Below are 18,890 nucleotides of genomic sequence, written 5' to 3' on the forward strand. Positions count from 1 at the left end.
CCGCAAAATCGCCTGCCGGCGGCGGCCAGTCGTGAATACCTGACAGACTACGGCTGCGCCTTCGCTAGTCAGGAATCCCCGACCGGCTTCTGTGGAAGCTCATCGCGTATACGCATAACCGTCGTTGTCGAACAGGTAGCGTGCCTTGCCGTGGCACGGATACCCAAGCCCGCATCTAGCAGCTCACGGACCCGTTTTCGAAGATCCTCATCAACCGGCCTTCCGCGATAAACCCCTGCAGCCTTTGCCTTGATGATGCCCTGGGCCTGCCGCTCGCGACGTTGCTGGTAATCCTTCCTGGCAATCGCTGCCATCATGTCGATCATCATGTAGTTGATGGCCGATAGCATCCGATCGGTAAATTCATCGCCCGAGGGCAGGGTGATGCCCTGGTGGCTGGTCGGCAGGTCGATGGCGACAATCCGTAGACCTCGCTGATCAATCGCTGATCTGAGTTCCCTCCAGTCCTGGTCGCTCATCCTCGATAGCCGATCAATGCTCTCGACCAGCAGCACGTCCCCGCGCCTGGCATCTTTCAGCAGCCGGATCAGTTCGGGGCGATTCGCGTGCGTACCGCTGACGTTTTCCATGTAGCTGGCCGCGATGGCCAGGCCGAACCCCTGGACGAACGTCTCCAGCTGGTCGCGTGCGCGGCTAGCATCCTGATCCGCCGTCGATGCTCGAAGGTAGGCTCTGATAAACATTAGGGGCCTGTATCAATATGGGTGTTACTGAATGACTGTATCAAATAGGGTGTACATTAACTAATCAGCTAGCTCGACTGGATCGAGGACCGCACGTATCAGTTGATGTATACCCTATTGTTACACGTCAAGCGGTAACGACGCTGATCAATCCGAGGGCTTTCACTCGTCGAGATCCTTCGGCGTCATCGACTGGTTCTGCCAGTACCGCTGGCGTTCTGCCTCGGCCTCCTGAACGAAGCGGTCGATCATTTCGACAGGGCCACAGATTTGGGCCGTACGCCAGCCTTCGGGTGTCTGTGTGAGATAGGCCGAATAGATCTTGTCGCGAATCGCCAAGGCCCTTTGCTTTGTCAGGCCATGTGCATTGGCGACCGCTACAAGGCCCTTGCCTTCCACCAGTATCTCGAATGCCGCGTCCAGGCTCCGTGGGTGCATCTTCGAAGTGCTGCGGATCCGTTCGAATTCCTCTCGCGGTATCCGCATGTCCTGGTCAACGTGCCGGGTACTCATTCGGGTTTCCAGACTTCGGCCAGCTTCTGGCGAGCGGCCTCCAGTTCGGCCTTGAGATAGGCATTCTCAGATTCCAGCGTCTGCACCTGGGCTTCCAGCACCGACTTGCTTTCACGGAGCTTATCCAGCTCGTCATCGAGTAATGCTTGAGGGGCCGGGGCAGGGGAGGCAGGGTTCGTGTCGGTTTTTTTCGACCCGGCTTTGTGGACGCGCAGGGCTTTGGTAGCGCGCAGGGTGGTGCGGACCTCCTGACGCAGGTTGAGATCCGGATTGTCATCGGCACGGTTGATCAGGTCTGCAGCAGCTTGCGGATCTAGGCGCTCAAGACGACCGATGTCGTTCACCGTCGATATGTCAGCTGTCACGCCTCGCGTTACCGCTTCTCGGCTGGCACCGTCGCGACTCACGTTCTCCAGATAGGCCAGGCGCTCGGCCACCCAGTTGAGGCCCTTGTTCCATTCTGCAGCCACCTTTTCCAAGGTGCCCAGCTCGTCCTTGCTCTCCTTGAGTGCCAGGGCCAGGTCGAGCTGAGTCAGGTTCTCACTATGGACATTCTCGGAACGCTGGATACGTCTTGCCTGTGCATCGGTCAGGTCTTTGACCACGGCCATGACCAGCACGCCCGCGATGATGCAAGCGCGATATCGACGTTCGCCGGCGACCATCAGGTATTTGAAACCGGACTCCGGATTCGGGTGAGGCCGCAGCACGCATGGCTCGATCTGCCCATTCTCGAGAATGTCCTGGGCCAGCTCGTTCAAGGACTCTTCGGAAAACCCCGGATTGTCCTTGCGGCGAATCTGCTTTACGCACTCGATCTCGCCCGGGCTGATCGACTCGATGCGGGACCCGTCGTTGATGGTCGGTCTTTTCTGGAAGTCCGATAGTTTCTTGGCCGTCGCGGTGGCTGCTCGGCCAAAGGCGTTTTTCTTCTCCGTCATGATGCGGTCCTCACGCTGAGTAGATCTTGCTGAGTACAGCCTCGCAGGCCTCTTTCATTTCCTTTCCCGCCGCACGCTGACTGCCACTTCGCGCCTTCCACCAGACCGGGGTGCCGTTGGCCAGCGCCTTGTTGATGCAAGGCCGGTGGGTGATCTGCTGGCTGAACATGGCGTCGCCGTGTTCCTCGCGAAGACTGGGCAGGATCTCCAGTTCCTCAGCGGACCGGCTGTTGATCAGGTTCGGCATGAAACCGAGGAAGCGCAGGTCGGGGTTGTACTGTTCGCGGACCGTTTCGATTGTCGCCATCAGCTTGGGCATGCGGGCCAGGGTGAAGGCACTGATGTTGAAGGGGGTCACGACCGAATCGGACGCCGCCAGGGCCGCGATCATTCGGCGCTGCAGGTTGGGAGGGGTATCAATCAGGCAAAGATCGAACTGGTCAGTGAAGCGATCCAGAGCCTTGCTGAGGTTGGTCACCACGTCCAGGTCCATGTCATCGACATCGAGCAGCGCGACATCTGCCTCGATAAGCCAGATGTTCTCGGCTACCTGTCGCGGCTCCAGCTGCTGGTGATCGTCGCTGAATAGCTGGCTCGCAACCAGGTAGGGCGAGTCGTCGTCTTCCTCTACAGGCGGGAAGAACTGGGAAAGGTCGCTTTCGTCGAGATCGACGACTAGCACGCGCTTGCCTTGCTCGGCCGCATAGCAGGCGAGGTGGGCTTCAAGGGTGGTTTTGCCTACGCCACCTTTCTGGTTCGCAACAGTGGTGCGTTTCATGGTGCCCTTCCTGTGATCTCCGATGGAGCAGTGAGTGGATGTGGCACTATCCTTTCACTGGTAAACCCCTAAGTCAATATCTTTTAGGGGTTTACTTTCTCGCATGCGAGAACCTGTTTTGGGGCTGCTACAATCGGGCTATGCCATTGATTTAGCCGTGGGCCAGTTTCCTTGCGCGTGTCTAGATCAATGGTTAGGGGGTTGGCCGGGGCGGCTCCTGGTCAACCTCCGCACTTCACACAAGGCGCCTATTCGGCGCCTTTTTTGTGACTGATCGGGCATAAATTCGGACTGATATCAAAGTGCCCGCCGTAAAGTGTCTATTAAGTCACGGACACAACTCCTTACATTCAACACCATCCGCACCACATTGAGGCGCCATCAATTGGCCACCTCAGTATCTGGCACCGATGCGTCTAGCACGGGCATTTGAGCGATTTCCACCCTCATCAGGGACCGGAAAAATCCATTCAAGACGGCGATTTAGCAGCACAGCTCACAGAAAGCCAGCCAAGGCGATGTGACTTCTCTCGCACAAAATCGCGATTTCAGAAAACAAAACCTTGATTTCATGAAACGAAAAGCCTATTTTGAATCACGAAACACGGAAAACGCCATTCAAAACCCCAAAGAGGAAGAAAATGCGAGGTGGCATCTAGAAAGAAACCGTCGAGGTCAGCACTATCCGCCCTGTTCTTAGCTACCCGCTACCCAGAGGCACTGATGCAGACCCTAGACAAGAAAGAACTCGCCACTTTTGTGCGAGCACAGCCTGACTACCGTGTGTACCTAAAGGAGACCTGGCTCGACTCCAAGACTCGCAATTGGATCCTCGTTATTGAGATTCCATCCACTGAGCAACTTTTCACGGTAGTTACCACGCAGGGAAAGACTCGACATTTCAAGATGGTTGAAACCGCGATTGATTTCGTCAAAGAGACCTGCCCCAACAACCAAAATAAAGCGGTAATCGTAACGTACGGGGATGCCCCGTCATGACTAAAGAGGATGTAAAATGCAACGCTCTGAACTCAAAGCTGAATGCAACGTAGGTAACAACGATAAACAAAACTGGCGTACTTGGCTCAAGGCCAAAACTGCAACTACCCTGAAAGCTGTATTCGCTCAAAAGACTCCCTCCCATAAAGCCCTGATGCGTGAGGACTGGGTGGCCAAGGCCACCAAGTTCGCGGTGCTGGGCTCGTTCCTCTCCCTCGCGCTCTTTCCTGAATTCGCCAACGCGGCCATGGATTTCAGCGGGCTCAAGAAGCTGGCGAAGGACGTCGTATCCTTCCTGATCTTCGACGTCGGCTACTACCTGGGCATCGCAGCCATCGCGTTCTGCGGCTTCCAGGCCAAGTCGGGCCGCATGTCCTGGGGTCAATTCGGATGGGCCGTCGCTGGCGTGTTCCTGGTCTTCTTCGCGCCGAACCTCGTGGACACCATCAAGGAAGGCGCTCAAACGCAGCTGAAATAACATGGCCGAGAACGACGACCTTGAACAAGGTGAAGTGCTCGTTCTGGCAATGGCCCGACCTTCAATGGTCGGCCCATTTACTCTGTCGAGCATCCTAATAAGTCTGATCGCTCCAGTAATTTGCTCATTACTGATCCGCTCATTGTATCCGTTGGGGCTTATTCCATTACTGTTCGCCGTTTCCTACTGGATATGTAGCAAAGACGTATACCTATTCGGTGTATTGCAAGCGGCAAGCAACTTGAGAGCTTCACGGCTACGCAAACTTTGGGGGTATCGCAGTTATGCGCCTCGTTGATACCGCATTCAAAAAGCTGACGAAAAACATGGATCTGTCGCTCGGCGTACAACAACCCGAGGGCGCTGCGCTGGATGACGACGAATTGCTGGTCAGCGCAATGGTCCCGTACGACGTTCACTACGACGACCAGACCGTAATGACCAGCGAGGAAGCATTGGTGCAGGTCATCAAGGTGGATGGCCTGCTGTTCGACTCCCTGTCGGCTGAGCAAATCAAGCGCTTCGAGCATCAGCGCAATACTGTGCTGCGTACCGTGGCCAGCAGCGACATGACGATCTATGTGCATGTCGTTCGCCGGAAGACCACTGACTTCCCCGATGGGGTCGGCAGCACCTGGTTCGCGCAGCAGTACAACCAGCGGTTGCGCAAGCGCTATGAAAGCCGGGGCTTCTTCGTCAACGACATCTATATCTCGCTGGTGAGAAAGCGTTTCCGTGCCGGCATGCCTGGTCTGATGGACCGGGCCGTCGCCCTGATGACCGGCACCGAAGCCAGCAAGACAGAAGCCGAGTCGATGGAGGCCATGGCCGACGCGCTGTACAAGGCGTCCAACCTGGTGCTGCGTAGCCTGTCCGACTACGGCCTTCGTCGCCTGCAGATTCAACGGCACCCGCAAGCTACCGACGGGCTGATAGATCGCGAGAGCGCGTTCCAAGCTGTCCAGCGGTACAGGCTCAAGTGGGCGACCTTTAAGACCGAGCTGGGCGATCTTGAAGAGTACGACGCAGAGGCGGTGTATGACTTCCTCGGTGAAGAGTTCTGCGAGCTGAGCAGCTTCTTCAACTACCTGATCAACCTGGATGATCGTCGCGTGCCGGTCACTGATCTCAAGATCAATGAGGCGCTGCCCTACGCTCGGCTCAATTTCCGGGTGCTGGCCAATATGTGCGAGGTGCGCGGCAGCACGTCGTCGAAGATTGGCGCCGTACTGAGCATGGGTGAATGGCCCCGCCGTACGCCCTCCCGCATGTTGGACAAGTTCCTGCAGCAGCCGGTGGAGTACGTCATTACCCAGTCGTTCTCGTTCATCAACCGCATCGAGTCGGAGCAGGGGATGATGGATGAAACCCGGCGCCTGACGGTGGACGACAAGCACAATATCTCCGAGGACGATCAGAAGGAGCTCAAGCAAGGCATCAGCGACCTGCGTCGGGGAAACGCCGTCAACGGCGCGCACCACCTGACGATCTTCGTGCATGTCGATTCGCTGCCGATGACCACCGAGGCCAATCGCGAGATCAATCGCCGCAACCTCGATCACGCGGTCGGCCTGGTCGAAGGATGCTTCGTGGAAATGCTGGTGAAGCCGGTCCGCGAGTGGTTCGCCCTGGAAACGTTCTTCTGGTCCCAGCTGCCTGGTCAGAAGGAAGCGCTCATCGGTCGTCGCGGCAAGATCAAATCCACCAATTTCGCCGGGTTCGCGTCGCTGCACAATTTCGCCCGCGGTCGTCGTGATGGCAACCTGTGGGGACCGGCGATCACCGCGTTCGAGACCGAGAGCAATACCCAGTACAACTTCAATTTCCATCGCGAAATGGAAGGCATGGTCGCCGGCCACACGGCAATGGCAGCCGATACCGGGTCAGGCAAGACAACCCTGCTAGCGGCCCTGATCAGCGAGGCAGATAAGGCACAGCCGCTGGTGTTCTGGTTCGACAACCGCTACGGCGCCAAGGTGTTCATGAAGGCAATGGGCGGGATCCATACCACCCTGTCACCTCATGGCCAAATGCGCTGGAACCCGCTCAAGCTGCCCGATACCCCGGAAAACCGAGCGTACCTGGTGGACTGGCAAGTCCAGATGCGTGAGTGCTACGCGACCACTCCGACCAGTGCCGACGACATCAAGCGGTTCAAGACCGCTGTCGAGGAAAACTATCTGCTGCCCGAGCAGGATCGCCGTCTGCGCAATGTGGTGTGGACCTACGGTCAGGGCGAGCTGGCCGACGTGATGGCCATCTGGCACGGGGCCAAAGGGGTCACAGGGGCGAATGCCGGCGTATTCGACAACGCCGAGGACACTATCGACCTCTCCAAGGCTCGGCACTACTGCTTTGAAATGATGGAATTGCTCAAGGGTGGCGAAGCTCGGCCTGAGCTGCCTGTCGTGATGAGCTACCCGCTGCATCGTATCGAGCAAGCCATGAATGGCCGGCCTTTCATCCTGGTGCTGGAAGAAGGGCAGAACCTGGTCAAGAACGACTTTTGGCGCAAGCGTATCGACAACTTCATCATGCAGATCCGCCGCAAAAACGGGCTGATCATCTTTGTCACGCCCGATGCCAAGTATTTCCGGAGCGAAACCGACTCCATCGACAAGCAGACCGTGACCAAGATTTATCTGGCCGGAGATCAGGTGAAGGATGAGGACCATCAGAACCTGACCGAAGTCGAGCGCGAGTGGCTGCGCAAGCTGAATCAGAAGGATCGCAAGTTCCTGATCCGTCGTGGTCAGGAGTCGATTCGAGCTTGCTTCGATCTGTCCTCCGACAAGCCCGAGGAAGACCTTTCGGACTTCATCCCGGTGCTGTCTTCGAACGACGTGGGTGTAGCGCTGATGGAATCCATCATCGAGCGCCTGGGCACCGACGATCCCGAGGTTTGGGTTCCTGTCTTCATGGCAGAGGCCAAGACCAAAAACACCCACAACTTGAAGGCGGTCCGCTGATGAAAAACCTCAAGAAATTCGGCTTGGCTGCAGCCGTCTCCCTGGCCATTGCTGGTCAAGCTCAAGCGACTGGCGTCCCTGTCGGTGATGCAGGCACCTGGATGGCTCTGGCTCAGAACCTGGCAACTCTCCAGCAGCAGTATCAGACGCTGAAAGACCAGTACGAGACGCAGGGGGGAATCCTGAAAAACCTGCAGGGCACCTATGGTCGCGGCTCCATTGGTCTGGACGATTCGATCAACTCCGCGTCGGTCGTACCCGGATCCTGGCAGGAGGTGGTTTCCCGGCAGAACTCCGGCGCCTACGGCAGCAAGCAGAGCTATTACGAGGAACTGGTCAACACGCTCCCGCAGGAGCTGTTTGCCAATCCAGAAGGCAACCGCGCCCGCGACTACCAGCTGAGTTCAGATTCGGTGGTCGCGGCTCTGTCGGCGGGCGATGCCCTGTACAGCGAAGTACAGGTTCACCTGAACAACCTGGCCACCCTGGGCTCGCAGGTCGATACCACCACGAACGCCAAGGACGCTGCCGATCTCCAGAACCGCATCGCCACTGAGAACGGCATGTTGTCTTCGGCCCAGTCGAAGTTGCAGGCCCTGAACATGAACCTGCAGGCGAACCTGGCCAACCAGGAGAACCAGGCAACCTCGGACAACGAGCAGTTTTTCCGCTGGAAAGACGGCAACAACTGACTTCTCGCGTGCGAGAAAGGAGATCCATATGAAAGCGCTTTGGCTGGTCTTCAAGCTCATCACCTTCCCGATCTGGCTGCCGTTCTGGCTGCTCGGAAAAATGGGCAAGCTGCTGCTGCTGGTGCTGTTCGTCTCGGCTGCATCCGGTTGCGTGACCAACACCGGAAAGCTCGACAAGTCCCCCTGTGCTTGCGAGTTCACCCCCTTTGTCATCGATCACAAGGAGGCGAGCAATGCCTAAGTTCTTCACCCTGACCAATACCATCTGCCTGCTGGTTGGCGGCTTCGTGGTCGGCACCGTCATCTACGTCAACACTACGACCATTCACTTCGGTAGCGACGCGCCGACTGCACCCGCTGATGCCGGAGCCCCAGCTGTCCAGGCGCGCAGTGGCAATCCTCTGCTGAAAGCCACTCAGGCTGATGTCGCGGAGTGGTTCCCGGGCACCTGCTTTGCCGAGATCTACATGCAGGATCCGTCCTACAACGGCGGCCTCGTCGAGGGCTGTATCGACAAGACGGCACAGGAGATCAAGGCGCAGACGGGCGTTGCCTTGGGTGCTAGCGACTTCCGGACGCCTGAAGTGATCTCCCACTTCAAGAGCGTGTACGGAGCAGAGAACCCATGGCGGATCTGACGCTAAAAGGCCTGGTAGGGGCGACCGATGAGGTGACGAAAAGCTTCGTCGCTCAGGTCTTCCCGAACCTGGCCGGCATGGTCGAGCCGATAGTCTACCTCCTGGCAGTCGGCTATTGGGTCGTACTCGGCCTGCAGATGTACAACGGGCATGTAGCCGTCAAAACCTGGGATATCGTCAAGCGGGCCATGCTGACAGCGCTGGTGTTCAGCACGCTGAACTGGTCAAAGGGCGGCATCCAGCTGTACGACATCTGGGGAGGTTGGACCGAAGGTATCGCCGCCAAGATCATGAATGGTGGGAAAGACACAACCTCCATGCTCGATTCGCTCTACCAGAATGTCGGCAAAGTCTCCGCCACTCTGATGAATGTGAACTGGCGGCAGGTTGCAATGATCGTCATGGGCGCGGGACTGTTTGTTCTGAATTGCATCCTGTTCATTGCTGCAATCCTGAACATGCTGATCGCTAAGTTCGGTGCCGCGATTGTAATGTCGATCTTGCCAATCCTGGTCGGCTTCATTTTCTTCGATGCTGTACGTCAATGGGCAATGAACTGGTTTAGCAAGATGCTGAACTTCTCGCTGATCTACATCCTGTCGATTGCAGTCGTCCGATTTGGATATCAGATATTCGGCGAGGCCATTGATTCTGTTGCAAAGACTGCGACGATCAAAAGTGCAGCCCTGATTACTGCGCAGCAGTGGGGAACACTGGTGATTGTCGAGGGCGTTTTGATCATCTGCATGCTGCAGGTTCGTAGTTGGGCAGCTGCATTGTCATCCGGCGCAACGGTAGGCGGTTCGTCGCTGTTGGTCATGGCACTGCGCTCTGTTGGGATGAAAAGATAATGGACAAACAGTTCACGAAAGAAGAGAAAGCACGCCGCAAGCGTGAGCTTGAAGGCAACAAAACCAAGCAGGAGCGCAACCGTTCCCTGTTGGCCCAAGGGGTACAGGCAGTGGTCATTCTCAGCCTGGGATTCGCAGTTGCCAGCCTTGCCAATTCGAAGACCTACATTCCTGTCGTGACAGTCCTGGGCGCGGATGGCGAGGTGTTGAAGCAGCGCGTCATCGACAAGGACAACGTGGGCAAAGAGGAAGCCGTCACCGAAAAGGTGCTGTTCGACATGATCCGGGCCTGCAACACCTTCGACCTCCGTCGCAAGCAGCAGCTGTCCGATACATGCCACACCTACATGACCCCCGACGTTGCCGCCGAGTACGAGAAAGAACTGAGCCCGGAGAATCCGACCAACCCCTACCTCAGCCTAGGGGAAAAGGACTGGATCGAAGCCCAGCCCTACATGATGAACAAGGTCGGTGATGAATATCAGGTGTCGTTCAACTCCATCAAGCACCGATGGGGTGACAACCAACCCGTAGAACACCGATATCTGGCGACTATTAAAGTCAATCACACCTTGGTCCCGCGTGCGCTGGGCGAGCGCTGGGAAAACCCGTTCGGTACTTTGGCCACTCTGTACCGCAAGAGCGAAGAACTGAGCCGCCGGTAATTCGCTTAATCCACAAGGAAACTTCCAATGAAAAAACACTTCGTTTTGCCGACAGCTATTGCCCTGAGTTTGGCAATTGGCATATCTAACGCGCAGGCGGCCAAGTTGCCGCAGCCCCTGTCCAGCGATAATCGCGTTCAGCAAGTGCCCTACGATCCCAATCAGGTTTATCAACTTACCGGCACTTACGGATATCAGACTTCCATCGAATTTGAAGCCGATGAAATGGTGAAAGTGGTAGCCCTGGGCGACACCATCGCCTGGCAGAGCATGCCGTTCCGGAATCGGGTCTTTCTCAAGCCGGTGGAAGACAACGCTGAAACGAACATGACCGTTATCACCAGCAAGCGGACTTATTACTTTCAGCTGAATAGCAGCAAGAGAAAGAGCGGCCAGTCGTTCCTGGTGCGCTTCGTCTACCCGAGCACACGCCTTACCTCTTACAACGCCGAGCAGCAGCCGGCTCCCGGCGCTACCCCTGTAGCCACGGCGAGCGCTGCAGGAACGCCGAACATCAACTACGGCTATTCCGGCGACAAGGATGCCATCGGCCTGCAGGCCGTGATGGATGACGGGCAATTCACCAAGTTCCTGATGAAGAAAGGGGCGGATCTCCCACAGTTCTACCGCGTGCTGCCGGACGGCACCGAGGCCATGGTCGATGCCCATCGCGAAGGTGAGTACTGGGTGGTCAAGCGCCTGGCCAGCATGTTCGTGGTACGCAGCGGCAACGCTTACGTCTGCGTCGAGAACCTGGCCAATCCCTACAAGCGCACCGTGACCCGTGGTGCCCGTGACGGCGGAGGTGCATAAGCATGGCCGACGAAAAAAACCCGAACCCGAATCCGGGCCAGAATCCGAGCCAAGCTCAGCAGCCGGAGAAAACCCGCGAAGAAGAGATTCGCGAGTGGAACGAATCCAACTCCATGCTCAAGAGCAGCCCTGGCAATAGCAAACGCAGCGGGATCGGGATTGCTATTGCGGCTGTTGTTGCCCTGGGCTTCACCTACTGGATCAAGAATGGCGGCTCCGAGGGTGAGAGCAAAAACTCCCTGGGCAGCGATGAGATCGTAGCCTCGGAGCGTCGCACTGTGGCCGATCCGCCGCCGAAGCGTGAGGCTGCCAAGGTACAGCCCGTGTCCAACCAGGGGCTATCCGAGGCGCCTTCCGATACGCCGCGTAGCACCGTTGACCGTCAGCAGCAGAGCGGCATGAGCGAAGAGGAACGCCGCCGTCAGCAGCTGGAGTTCCAGGCTGAGGTGGAACGTCAGAAGATGCTGGCAGCGCGGCAGCGCTCTGCCATCTTCGCCACGGCCAAGGAAGAGGGTTTCGCGGAGCAGGGCGGCGGGAAAGAAGGCCAGCAGGGCAGCGGATCCCTCATTGGTGGCGACGGCGGCAACCGCGCCCCTCAGAACGCCAACGATGCGTTTGCCGCGTCCACCTATGGCGAATCAGTACCCATCACCGAGGCCCGCGCACTCGAGAACCTGCAATTCAAGGTGCTGCAGGGCACTGTCATCGAAGCCACCCTTGAGCCTCGCGCTCAAAGCCAGCTCCCTGGGCAAATCTGCGCATCGATTGCCCAAGACGTTTACGCCGCCGAAGGGCGCCGCGTGATGATTCCCTGGGGCTCGAAGGTCTGCGGCAGCTACAACGCGAGCCTGATGCCTGGCCAGGAACGTCTGTTCACCGTCTGGAACATGCTCAGGACGCCACGTCTGCCAGGCCGTGTCCCGATGGAAATTGCCATCAACAGCGCCGGCACCGATCAGCTGGGCAGCGCCGGCCAGGGCGGCGTCGTGAACAACCACTGGGCACAGATTTTCGGGGTGGCCGCTGCCGTTTCGATCATCGGCGCCGGCGCCTCCAACAGCGGCGTTTCCTCTGGCGATGAAGAAAACTCGGCGTCGCGCTACCGCAGCGAAGTGCAGGAGGCGGCAGCGAATTCCTCGCAAACGATCCTGAGCCGCTACGCGAATATCCAGCCGACGATCACCGTTCCCCACGGGTCGCGGGTAGTCATCTACCTCCAGCGCGACCTGGACTTCACCAAGCAATTCGCCAAGCAGGCCGAGCAGGCTGAAAACGGCGGCGTCACGTTCATCAATTGAGGGACCGTCATGTCTGAGATCGCATCCTTTCGGCGCAAACTGGAACCCCTGGTTTCTTTGCTGGACGATCCCGAAGTCTCCGAGATCGCTATCAACGGGCCGGGTAACGTGTGGGCGGGCTATCGCAGCAGCCGGTTCATGCGTCCGGTTGCTTGCGAGGGCGTGACGCTGCCACTGATCAAGTCGCTGGCCGATCTGATCGCCGCGCATACCGATCAGGAGGTCAGCGCCTATACACCGATCCTCTCTGGTCGGATCCCCATCAATCTCGACGATGGGGTATCGGAAAATGAGCGCGGCGACTATCGCGTCCAGGTCGTACTCGCCCCGGCTGTAGAACAGCACATTGGCGGGATCGTCTGTATCCGGAAGCCAGGTCGCAAGCAGATATCGCTGGATGAATACGAGGCCATGGGGGCGTTCGATTTCATCAACCAGCCGCGTCAGCCCGCCGAGTACGGCGACGATCACCTGGTAGAGCTCTACCGGGCCAAGCGCTGGAAAGAGTTCTTCAAGGGCATCGTCAAGGCTCGCAAGAACATCATGATCTCGGCGGGTACCAATGCCGGCAAATCCACGTTCCTGAACGAGCTGCTGCAGCACGTAGACCTTAGCGAGCGGCTGGTAACCATTGAGGACACGCGGGAGATCAAGGCTCCAGGTGAAAACGTCGTCCACCTGATCTATTCACGCGGTGGCCAGGGCAAGGCGAGGGTGACGCCGTTCGATCACCTCGAATCCATTCTTCGCCTCACGCCCGACCGGGCAATCATGGGGGAGCTTCGCGGAGGCGAAGCCTTCCCGTTCCTCGAACTGCTGAACACCGGCCACAGCGGCTCGATGTCCACCATCCACTCCGACTCCCCGGACCTGATGTTCGACCGCCTGGCGTCGATGGCATCCCGTGGCGGTGCCGACATGAGCAAGAGCCAACTCATCGAGTTCTCCCGTCAGCTCATCGACGTGGTTATCCAGTGGGAATACGGCTTCGATGGCCGCCGCATCATCACCGAGGTGCAATATGCAAAAGCTGCCTAAATTGACCCTGGCGATGCTGTTCGCTGCGGGCCTGCCTGCCCTGGCCTCAGCCGATGAAGGCCAACCAATGCGCTTTTCCGAACTGGCGGCCAAATGCGCGCCTTCGGTGCACCCTTCGACCCTGAAAGCGCTGGTCGGCAATGAATCGACCTTCAACCCCTATGCCATCGGCGTTGTGGGTACGCACCTGGCACGTCAGCCGCAATCGCTGGGTGAAGCCATAGCAACCGCCCAGCAGCTGGAACGCCAGGGCAAACGCTTCTCGATGGGCCTTGGCCAGCTACTGGTCACCAACATGCGGGCGAAGGGGCTGGACTACCCGGCAGTCTTCGAACCTTGCCGTAACCTGCAGGCCATCAGCGAACACCTGGCAGCTGACTACAAGAAGGCGCTAGCTACCAGCAGCAGCGAGCAAGAGGCGCTGCGCAAGGCCTTTTCCATGTACTACAGCGGCAACGAACTGCGAGGGTTCAAGCCGGATCATCCGGGTGAACCTTCCTATGTCGAGAAAGTGGTCACCCGGGCTCTAAACCCCTCGGCCGATGACCCGATTGTGCCTGCCGTAGAGGGCGCAGAAGCGGCAGAACCCATTTCCGCGGTAGCGGAGCCGGCCCCAGCTCGAACAGCGCCCCAGCGCGCTCGTAGGGCCGCTGAGCAGCAGGAGGGGCCATGGCTCACCTTTACAGACGACAACGGCCAGGTTCTTGCTGCTAGTCAGCAGCAAGCTCCCCAGCCCCAGCCCCAACAAGCCGAACAGCCGCAGATCCAGGTCCAGCTGAATACCGACGCTGATCCCGTCGATGCGCCGCGTGAATTCCAGCGCTTCCAGCCTACGGCGCCGGCTCCCGTCCAGCGCGAGGTCCAGGCTCCCCAAACCGTGGCAGAGCAGCGCCCGGCTACTCCCTCCTTCATTCAAATCGTCAACTGACTTCTCGCATGCGAGAAATGGAGCGTCTATGAGCATCAAGACCGCGATCCTCGCCGCAGCACTGGTCCTGGCCAGCAGCGCCTATGCCGATCAGCCGACCTCTCCGGATTACAGCTACGGATCCAAAAGCGACTCGGACGCTTGCGGCGCGACGCTGTGCCTGTTGGGCATGTCCCGCGATGGTGACTGCGACAAGTACGTCACCCGCTATTTCAGCATCGTTCGTACGAAGCATGGGAAATTCAGCCCCTCTCGCACCTCCGAGGCGCGGGGGGACTTCCTGGCCCAATGCGTCGAAGACAAAGCCAGCGGCAAGCAGGCAAACGACAAATGGGGAGGCTCCAAAGGTGGTTTCTAAGCTAGCAGCCATCAAGTCCCTTGCCCTGGTGGCACTGCTGGCCACGGGCATGCCGTATGCGCTCGCTGATCAGCAGCCAGCGGAAGGCAAGGCCCCGGTTCTGATCGATGGGGCTCGCCGGATCGAGGTTGGATTTTCTCCGGAAGGATCGGCCCTTGCCCTGGTGCTGCGCTCGATCAGCGCAGCGACCAATTCGATACGGCTATCCGCCTACATGCTGACCAGTCCCGATGTGACCAAAGCCTTGATCGAGGCCAAACAACGCGGCGTGGACGTGGCGATTGTGGCCGACCACGACGGCAATCTCGAAGGCGGCGCCGCCCGAGCTGGCCAACATGCACTGACGCTGCTGGCACGCGCCGGCATCCCCACACGGACCGTCAAGGTGTACCCGATTCACCACGACAAATTCATGGTGATCGACGGAAAGGCGGTCGAGACGGGCAGCTTCAACTACACGGCTGCAGCAGCAAAGAGCAACAGCGAGAATGCCCTGGTGGTCTGGAACGATGCCGATCTCGCTGAGCAGTACCTTCGCCACTGGCAAAGCCGGTGGGACAAGGGACAACCGTTCAAACCCAGCTATTGAGAGGTATGCGTATGGACAAGCAAAGCAGCGAGCCAACCACCTTCCAGCTCTTTCAGAAGGGCAAGGATCCGCAGGCATTCACGGATCCTCGCCAAGCAGGTGCAGCCTGGTTCAAGGCTGAAATGTCCGACAAGTCGGTTATCACGGTGCAGAAAGGTAACGGGCCAGCGCGGGTATACGCACAGGTGGGCAAGGAGGGCGCCCAGTACGCAAAGGATCTGCCATTCGACAACATGCCGGGCGCTGCCGATTTCAAGGCCTCTTTCAAAGACGCCCTGGAGCGACACAAGACTGAGCGAGCTGGAGCAGCTGCCGGCAAGGCGGCAGATTCACAGAGTCTGTCCAAACCGATGGACATGCCGGCAATTAGAGCCGCTGAGCGTGGCCACACCTATGAGGGGAAGATCGTCGGGTTCCAGAACAACAAGGTCATTCAGGCCGTGAGCGAAGGCCAGAAGACCTATCACGTCGCCCATGATCGGACGGCGCTGAGCAGCGCGAAAGCGGGCCTGCTGCATACCGGAAAGGATCTCTCCATCCGGTATCCCTTCGCGGGTGTCGGCATCGTTCAAGAACGCCAGCTGGAGCGCGAACGGAAGGCCCCGGCCCTGCAGCCGAAGTCACTCGGAGGCAAGGGCTTTTGAGGCTGCTGATCGCCTAAAAAGAACCCCGCCATGGCGGGGTTCTTTCATCTGTGCTTATTAAACGCAGGTAATGAGGCTTAGGAAGCGGTATCGGATAGCGAAAGCAACGGGAAACCTCTTCGACCGTGTTTCCCGCTGGAACGCTTTAGGGTTCCAGCTTACAGCCCCATGCTCCCCGTTTAATAACGGAACCCAAGGAGACTTCCAGTAGGGTCAGTATCGGTGAGTCGGATCCGGACGAAGCTGTCGTAATCAAAGCCTGAAGTAAAGTCAGCCACAGGAACCATATCGGTGTTCAGTGTGCAGATGTATTGGAAGCCGTATTTTGCAGCCATCGCGGCAGCAAGTTCCAAAGCATGGGCACGTTGCCGAGGGTCAACACCGTCAAAAATCGTGCTGTCGTGGATCAGGAAGTCGATCCCGAGACCACGCTGGCGTGCGAACGAAATCAGCATGAGGTCGTAGCAGAAGATTTTCATCTTGCTGATGCCCTCACTCGGACTGCCCGCTATCTCGACATCGAATTTGTAGCCAGTTTCGTCGATATCGATGACAAGCCGGCCAGGTGACTTATAAAGAGTCTCCGAGAACTCGGAAAAGAGGCCAAGCGCCTTTGACCACAGCACACGCCGCTCTTCATAGTCGAGGGTTGTTGCGCGCTTTAACTCGACGGTCTCGACCTTGATCGTGTCGGCCTTCGTGCTCATCTGACGAAGCTGGGTAATCCTATTGGTCAGTTCGTTAACTTTCAGCCGAGTAGCAGCATGCAGTTCCTGCAATTGAATAAATTCTTCCAGAGCGCCCTGTCCTGCAAGCGCACTAAGGTAGCCGGCACGTCGATCTGTGAGGGTCGCAATATCAGTCTCGCGCTCAACGACGGCAGCTTCTAGCGCGGCAATCTCGCTGGCGATGAACTGACGGCGATTGGCGATGATCTGGGCATTGAATGCCCGTGCTTCCTGCAGTGTCTTTTTGACCGCGCCAGGTAATGCGATGCCAGCCTCACTGTAAAGGGCTTCGAGACGGTCTATCGTTGGAGCGCCTTCGCTCATTAACGAATCGCGGTAGCGATTGAGACGGCGCTTATCCACGATATTGGCGTTGACCAGGCTATGAATTTCGCTAGTCATGAGGTTCGCCTGACTCTCGATTTCACGGTATTGGGGAAGAACACGGAAATTCGATAGAGCCTCTCGTTCACGCTCAAGCTGGGTTGCAAGGCGCAGGCGTTCGGCTTCGAGTTCGCCGAGTGATGCCAGCTCGCCTTCTATGGCTCCAGTCTTGATCGCCTGCTTGAGCGCATCGAGCGCTTTCTTTTGATCTTTCAGCTGCTGCCAGGCGGCGGCCTTCTCCCAATTCAACCCCAGTAGAAAGGCATTGTGGAGCTGAATGTCCCAAGTTTTCTGGTTGTCGAAGTGCTTGAATGGGATGTTATAGGCGGCTGTCTGGTTACGCACAAAATAGGAAAGCAGCGAACGTACCGAGGGCTTGTACCCGGATTCTGATGACAACTCACTGACACCGAATAGTGACCAGGCGAGAACGGCTCGCCACCTCTTGACGTCTAGTCCCGGGACACCTTCCTTGTTCGGCGTTGGCTTGATAGGCCAGTCATCGGTAGTCCCTTCGATTGCAAAGAACCCAGGTGTATCGACCGCGCGCGTCACAGCAACGTCGTTGCCCTGCAAGGAAAGCTCTAGCGTGAAAGCCCAACCCTGCAGAGCTTCAATGCGAAGCCCTTTTCCAGGTGCGGTATTACTGGCGAGGCAAAAGTCGATGATTTCAATTAGCGTCGATTTGCCCAGAGCGTTGGTCGTATCTTTATCCCCGGCCGAGGTAGATCGGTCCGCTAAGATAAGATTGACCCCCGGCTTTAGCGGCGTGGTGTGGAAGCCCTTTCGGTTGGCGCGAACAGCTCTGATCATGAGGCGGTCCTCACAATAAGGCCGTCTCGGATATCGATAGCGCCGATTAAATAAAGGAGGTTCGAGGCCAGCACAAATCGCTCGAAGGTCCCTACATTTGGTTCCTTGCGCAGACGCTCCCAGAGGCCTGAAATAGTCATTGGCATGTTGAGATGCGCCAACAGCGTAGCGCCGACACCGATCAGCGCCTCGTTCTGCGGGATATGTTTGGTCGGAAGAATCATCTCTCAAACACGTCGCAGATTTCGAAAAGGTAAATTAGAACGGCGATGCCTGCGGTCTTGTCTGCCTGTCGACGCAGACCACGTTGGGCAAAGGCGCACATTAATTCGAATAGCTCGTCACCCTTATGGCCCTCTTGCCGGCGAGCGTAATATTCTGCCAGGAAGCCGGCTTTCAATCGCTCAGGAAAGTCAGGATCCAGCTGCGCTTCTGCCTCGACATAATCGCTAACGGTGGCTCGTGAGGTTAGCCCAGCAGCGATGATGTGGCGAGATCCATTCGAAAGCGAGTTCTTCTTGACCTTCTCGTCTGGTGCGAGAAGGTCGAAAGAGCCATTTGGCGCCGGCGCCTGGCCAGCAACCCAAGAGACGGCGTTCTGCAATTCGGGAAAGGCAACATCCGCAAAGGCTGCTTCTATAGCTTGCCGGACCTGTCTTTCGTGGCTTTCTTTCAGTTGTAGAAGGGTTGCAGTAGGCCAATCGGCCGCAACCTTGTCGATGATCGTGTGGTGATCGGTACAGAGATAGATGAGGTTTTGGACGCTATCGCGCTCATCATCAGTCATAGAGCCGTCATGCCGGGCAGCAGTCGGCTTTTCGCCACAAATATGCGCTGCCTCGCCAACATAGGTATCGTCTCCCACCTGGGCACGGTACGTAAGGTGTTTGCCACACATCGGGAAGGCGCAGACGCCCCCGCTTCTGAACGCCAGGATGATTTTTGTTGTGTAACTAGCGCCCATGGCCACCGCCGATTTGGAGAGAATCCCTGCTGCTATTGCTATTTGACACGGCTTTCCGTACCTGTTCTGACGGCTCAATCAAACCGTTTTCAGTTTGAAGGCGTC

Annotated in this window: 23 protein-coding genes; 16 read left to right on the forward strand and 7 right to left on the reverse strand. The window is 57.7% G+C overall.

Annotated elements, in window-relative coordinates:
• Positions 1-68: 68 nt before the first annotated feature.
• The 4 genes from NRG74_RS24095 to NRG74_RS24110 all read right to left on the reverse strand — a co-directional run bounded on the left by NRG74_RS24095 (position 69) and on the right by NRG74_RS24110 (position 2,936).
• Positions 69-704 carry a recombinase family protein gene (locus NRG74_RS24095; protein WP_257706802.1) on the reverse strand — a complete coding sequence of 212 codons (636 nt, stop codon included), beginning with the start codon at positions 702-704 and terminating at the stop codon, positions 69-71.
• 162 nt (positions 705-866) lie between these two features.
• Positions 867-1,217: a transcriptional regulator KorA gene (locus NRG74_RS24100; protein WP_257706803.1), complete on the reverse strand. Its 351-nt coding sequence runs from the start codon at positions 1,215-1,217 to the stop codon at positions 867-869.
• A complete protein-coding gene (locus tag NRG74_RS24105) occupies positions 1,214-2,158 on the reverse strand; it encodes a ParB/RepB/Spo0J family partition protein (RefSeq protein WP_074585189.1) in 945 nt (314 codons plus the stop codon). The genes NRG74_RS24100 and NRG74_RS24105 overlap by 4 nt, the downstream gene beginning before the upstream one ends.
• 10 nt (positions 2,159-2,168) lie before the next feature.
• The gene (locus tag NRG74_RS24110; protein WP_064308178.1) at positions 2,169-2,936 is read right to left on the reverse strand and encodes a ParA family protein; all 768 of its coding nucleotides are present in this window, start codon (positions 2,934-2,936) and stop codon (positions 2,169-2,171) included.
• 723 nt (positions 2,937-3,659) lie between these two features.
• Here NRG74_RS24110 and NRG74_RS24115 point away from each other — a divergent pair.
• Genes NRG74_RS24115 through NRG74_RS24185 form a run of 16 tightly spaced genes read left to right on the forward strand, consistent with a single transcriptional unit; the run spans position 3,660 to position 15,896 of the window.
• Entirely contained in the window at positions 3,660-3,935 is a 276-nt protein-coding gene (locus NRG74_RS24115; RefSeq protein ID WP_064308179.1) for a hypothetical protein, read from the forward strand.
• 16 nt (positions 3,936-3,951) lie between these two features.
• The gene (locus tag NRG74_RS24120; protein ID WP_082900428.1) at positions 3,952-4,413 is read left to right on the forward strand and encodes a TrbC/VirB2 family protein; all 462 of its coding nucleotides are present in this window, start codon (positions 3,952-3,954) and stop codon (positions 4,411-4,413) included.
• Between the two features lies 1 nt (position 4,414).
• On the forward strand, positions 4,415-4,711 hold the full coding sequence (locus NRG74_RS24490; protein ID WP_074585191.1) for a VirB3 family type IV secretion system protein: 297 nt from the start codon (positions 4,415-4,417) through the stop codon (positions 4,709-4,711).
• Between the two features lie 34 nt (positions 4,712-4,745).
• On the forward strand, positions 4,746-7,382 hold the full coding sequence (locus NRG74_RS24125; protein WP_257706808.1) for a type VI secretion protein: 2,637 nt from the start codon (positions 4,746-4,748) through the stop codon (positions 7,380-7,382).
• The gene (locus NRG74_RS24130; RefSeq protein ID WP_064308181.1) at positions 7,382-8,074 is read left to right on the forward strand and encodes a type IV secretion system protein; all 693 of its coding nucleotides are present in this window, start codon (positions 7,382-7,384) and stop codon (positions 8,072-8,074) included. The genes NRG74_RS24125 and NRG74_RS24130 overlap by 1 nt, the downstream gene beginning before the upstream one ends.
• 28 nt (positions 8,075-8,102) lie before the next feature.
• Complete coding sequence (locus NRG74_RS24135) at positions 8,103-8,315, forward strand: hypothetical protein (RefSeq protein ID WP_064308182.1); 213 nt, start codon at positions 8,103-8,105, stop codon at positions 8,313-8,315.
• Positions 8,308-8,712: a hypothetical protein gene (locus tag NRG74_RS24140; protein ID WP_257706773.1), complete on the forward strand. Its 405-nt coding sequence runs from the start codon at positions 8,308-8,310 to the stop codon at positions 8,710-8,712. The genes NRG74_RS24135 and NRG74_RS24140 overlap by 8 nt, the downstream gene beginning before the upstream one ends.
• Positions 8,700-9,563, forward strand: a complete 864-nt coding sequence (locus tag NRG74_RS24145) for a type IV secretion system protein (protein ID WP_064308184.1) — start codon at positions 8,700-8,702, stop codon at positions 9,561-9,563. Before NRG74_RS24140 ends, NRG74_RS24145 begins: the two co-directional genes overlap by 13 nt.
• A complete protein-coding gene (locus NRG74_RS24150) occupies positions 9,563-10,228 on the forward strand; it encodes a type IV secretion system protein (RefSeq protein WP_064308185.1) in 666 nt (221 codons plus the stop codon). The genes NRG74_RS24145 and NRG74_RS24150 overlap by 1 nt, the downstream gene beginning before the upstream one ends.
• Positions 10,229-10,255: 27 nt before the next feature.
• Positions 10,256-11,041 (forward strand): TrbG/VirB9 family P-type conjugative transfer protein, encoded by a 786-nt coding sequence (locus NRG74_RS24155; protein ID WP_257706774.1) that lies wholly within the window; start codon positions 10,256-10,258, stop codon positions 11,039-11,041.
• Between the two features lie 2 nt (positions 11,042-11,043).
• Complete coding sequence (locus NRG74_RS24160; RefSeq protein ID WP_257706775.1) at positions 11,044-12,339, forward strand: TrbI/VirB10 family protein; 1,296 nt, start codon at positions 11,044-11,046, stop codon at positions 12,337-12,339.
• 9 nt (positions 12,340-12,348) lie between these two features.
• Positions 12,349-13,377, forward strand: a complete 1,029-nt coding sequence (gene virB11, locus NRG74_RS24165; protein ID WP_074585195.1) for a P-type DNA transfer ATPase VirB11 — start codon at positions 12,349-12,351, stop codon at positions 13,375-13,377.
• Positions 13,361-14,305: a lytic transglycosylase domain-containing protein gene (locus NRG74_RS24170; protein ID WP_257706776.1), complete on the forward strand. Its 945-nt coding sequence runs from the start codon at positions 13,361-13,363 to the stop codon at positions 14,303-14,305. The genes virB11 and NRG74_RS24170 overlap by 17 nt, the downstream gene beginning before the upstream one ends.
• A gap of 28 nt (positions 14,306-14,333) precedes the next feature.
• The gene (locus NRG74_RS24175; RefSeq protein WP_257706777.1) at positions 14,334-14,663 is read left to right on the forward strand and encodes a TrbM/KikA/MpfK family conjugal transfer protein; all 330 of its coding nucleotides are present in this window, start codon (positions 14,334-14,336) and stop codon (positions 14,661-14,663) included.
• A 49-nt stretch (positions 14,664-14,712) separates the two neighbouring features.
• Positions 14,713-15,252 (forward strand): phospholipase D family protein, encoded by a 540-nt coding sequence (locus NRG74_RS24180; RefSeq protein ID WP_437181208.1) that lies wholly within the window; start codon positions 14,713-14,715, stop codon positions 15,250-15,252.
• An 11-nt stretch (positions 15,253-15,263) separates the two neighbouring features.
• Positions 15,264-15,896 carry a KfrB domain-containing protein gene (locus NRG74_RS24185; RefSeq protein ID WP_257706779.1) on the forward strand — a complete coding sequence of 211 codons (633 nt, stop codon included), beginning with the start codon at positions 15,264-15,266 and terminating at the stop codon, positions 15,894-15,896.
• Between the two features lie 179 nt (positions 15,897-16,075).
• Here the strand turns inward: NRG74_RS24185 and NRG74_RS24190 are convergent, their stop codons facing one another.
• Genes NRG74_RS24190 through NRG74_RS24200 form a run of 3 tightly spaced genes read right to left on the reverse strand, consistent with a single transcriptional unit; the run spans position 16,076 to position 18,785 of the window.
• Complete coding sequence (locus tag NRG74_RS24190; protein ID WP_257706780.1) at positions 16,076-17,821, reverse strand: DUF2326 domain-containing protein; 1,746 nt, start codon at positions 17,819-17,821, stop codon at positions 16,076-16,078.
• Positions 17,818-18,045 (reverse strand): ABC-three component system middle component 6, encoded by a 228-nt coding sequence (locus tag NRG74_RS24195; protein ID WP_257706781.1) that lies wholly within the window; start codon positions 18,043-18,045, stop codon positions 17,818-17,820. The genes NRG74_RS24190 and NRG74_RS24195 overlap by 4 nt, the downstream gene beginning before the upstream one ends.
• Positions 18,042-18,785 (reverse strand): HNH endonuclease, encoded by a 744-nt coding sequence (locus NRG74_RS24200; protein ID WP_257706782.1) that lies wholly within the window; start codon positions 18,783-18,785, stop codon positions 18,042-18,044. The genes NRG74_RS24195 and NRG74_RS24200 overlap by 4 nt, the downstream gene beginning before the upstream one ends.
• Positions 18,786-18,890 lie beyond the last annotated feature (105 nt).

This window comes from Pseudomonas oryzihabitans, assembly GCF_024652905.1.
Taxonomy (GTDB): domain Bacteria; phylum Pseudomonadota; class Gammaproteobacteria; order Pseudomonadales; family Pseudomonadaceae; genus Chryseomonas; species Chryseomonas benzopyrenica.

Excerpts from the sequence above, each read along its gene's own strand:
- NRG74_RS24185 (WP_257706779.1), top strand. The coding sequence starts at position 15,264 with ATGGACAAGCAAAGCAGCGAGCCAACCACCTTCCAGCTCTTTCAGAAG.
- NRG74_RS24145 (WP_064308184.1), top strand. The coding sequence starts at position 8,700 with ATGGCGGATCTGACGCTAAAAGGCCTGGTAGGGGCGACCGATGAGGTG.
- NRG74_RS24140 (WP_257706773.1), top strand. The coding sequence starts at position 8,308 with ATGCCTAAGTTCTTCACCCTGACCAATACCATCTGCCTGCTGGTTGGC.
- NRG74_RS24490 (WP_074585191.1), top strand. The coding sequence starts at position 4,415 with ATGGCCGAGAACGACGACCTTGAACAAGGTGAAGTGCTCGTTCTGGCA.
- NRG74_RS24170 (WP_257706776.1), top strand. The coding sequence starts at position 13,361 with ATGCAAAAGCTGCCTAAATTGACCCTGGCGATGCTGTTCGCTGCGGGC.
- NRG74_RS24110 (WP_064308178.1), bottom strand. The coding sequence starts at position 2,936 with ATGAAACGCACCACTGTTGCGAACCAGAAAGGTGGCGTAGGCAAAACC.
- NRG74_RS24175 (WP_257706777.1), top strand. The coding sequence starts at position 14,334 with ATGAGCATCAAGACCGCGATCCTCGCCGCAGCACTGGTCCTGGCCAGC.
- NRG74_RS24180 (WP_437181208.1), top strand. The coding sequence starts at position 14,713 with ATGCCGTATGCGCTCGCTGATCAGCAGCCAGCGGAAGGCAAGGCCCCG.
- NRG74_RS24190 (WP_257706780.1), bottom strand. The coding sequence starts at position 17,821 with ATGATCAGAGCTGTTCGCGCCAACCGAAAGGGCTTCCACACCACGCCG.
- NRG74_RS24105 (WP_074585189.1), bottom strand. The coding sequence starts at position 2,158 with ATGACGGAGAAGAAAAACGCCTTTGGCCGAGCAGCCACCGCGACGGCC.
- NRG74_RS24115 (WP_064308179.1), top strand. The coding sequence starts at position 3,660 with ATGCAGACCCTAGACAAGAAAGAACTCGCCACTTTTGTGCGAGCACAG.
- NRG74_RS24155 (WP_257706774.1), top strand. The coding sequence starts at position 10,256 with ATGAAAAAACACTTCGTTTTGCCGACAGCTATTGCCCTGAGTTTGGCA.
- NRG74_RS24200 (WP_257706782.1), bottom strand. The coding sequence starts at position 18,785 with ATGGGCGCTAGTTACACAACAAAAATCATCCTGGCGTTCAGAAGCGGG.
- NRG74_RS24130 (WP_064308181.1), top strand. The coding sequence starts at position 7,382 with ATGAAAAACCTCAAGAAATTCGGCTTGGCTGCAGCCGTCTCCCTGGCC.
- NRG74_RS24160 (WP_257706775.1), top strand. The coding sequence starts at position 11,044 with ATGGCCGACGAAAAAAACCCGAACCCGAATCCGGGCCAGAATCCGAGC.
- NRG74_RS24150 (WP_064308185.1), top strand. The coding sequence starts at position 9,563 with ATGGACAAACAGTTCACGAAAGAAGAGAAAGCACGCCGCAAGCGTGAG.
- virB11 (WP_074585195.1), top strand. The coding sequence starts at position 12,349 with ATGTCTGAGATCGCATCCTTTCGGCGCAAACTGGAACCCCTGGTTTCT.
- NRG74_RS24135 (WP_064308182.1), top strand. The coding sequence starts at position 8,103 with ATGAAAGCGCTTTGGCTGGTCTTCAAGCTCATCACCTTCCCGATCTGG.
- NRG74_RS24100 (WP_257706803.1), bottom strand. The coding sequence starts at position 1,217 with ATGAGTACCCGGCACGTTGACCAGGACATGCGGATACCGCGAGAGGAA.
- NRG74_RS24120 (WP_082900428.1), top strand. The coding sequence starts at position 3,952 with ATGCAACGCTCTGAACTCAAAGCTGAATGCAACGTAGGTAACAACGAT.
- NRG74_RS24095 (WP_257706802.1), bottom strand. The coding sequence starts at position 704 with ATGTTTATCAGAGCCTACCTTCGAGCATCGACGGCGGATCAGGATGCT.
- NRG74_RS24195 (WP_257706781.1), bottom strand. The coding sequence starts at position 18,045 with ATGATTCTTCCGACCAAACATATCCCGCAGAACGAGGCGCTGATCGGT.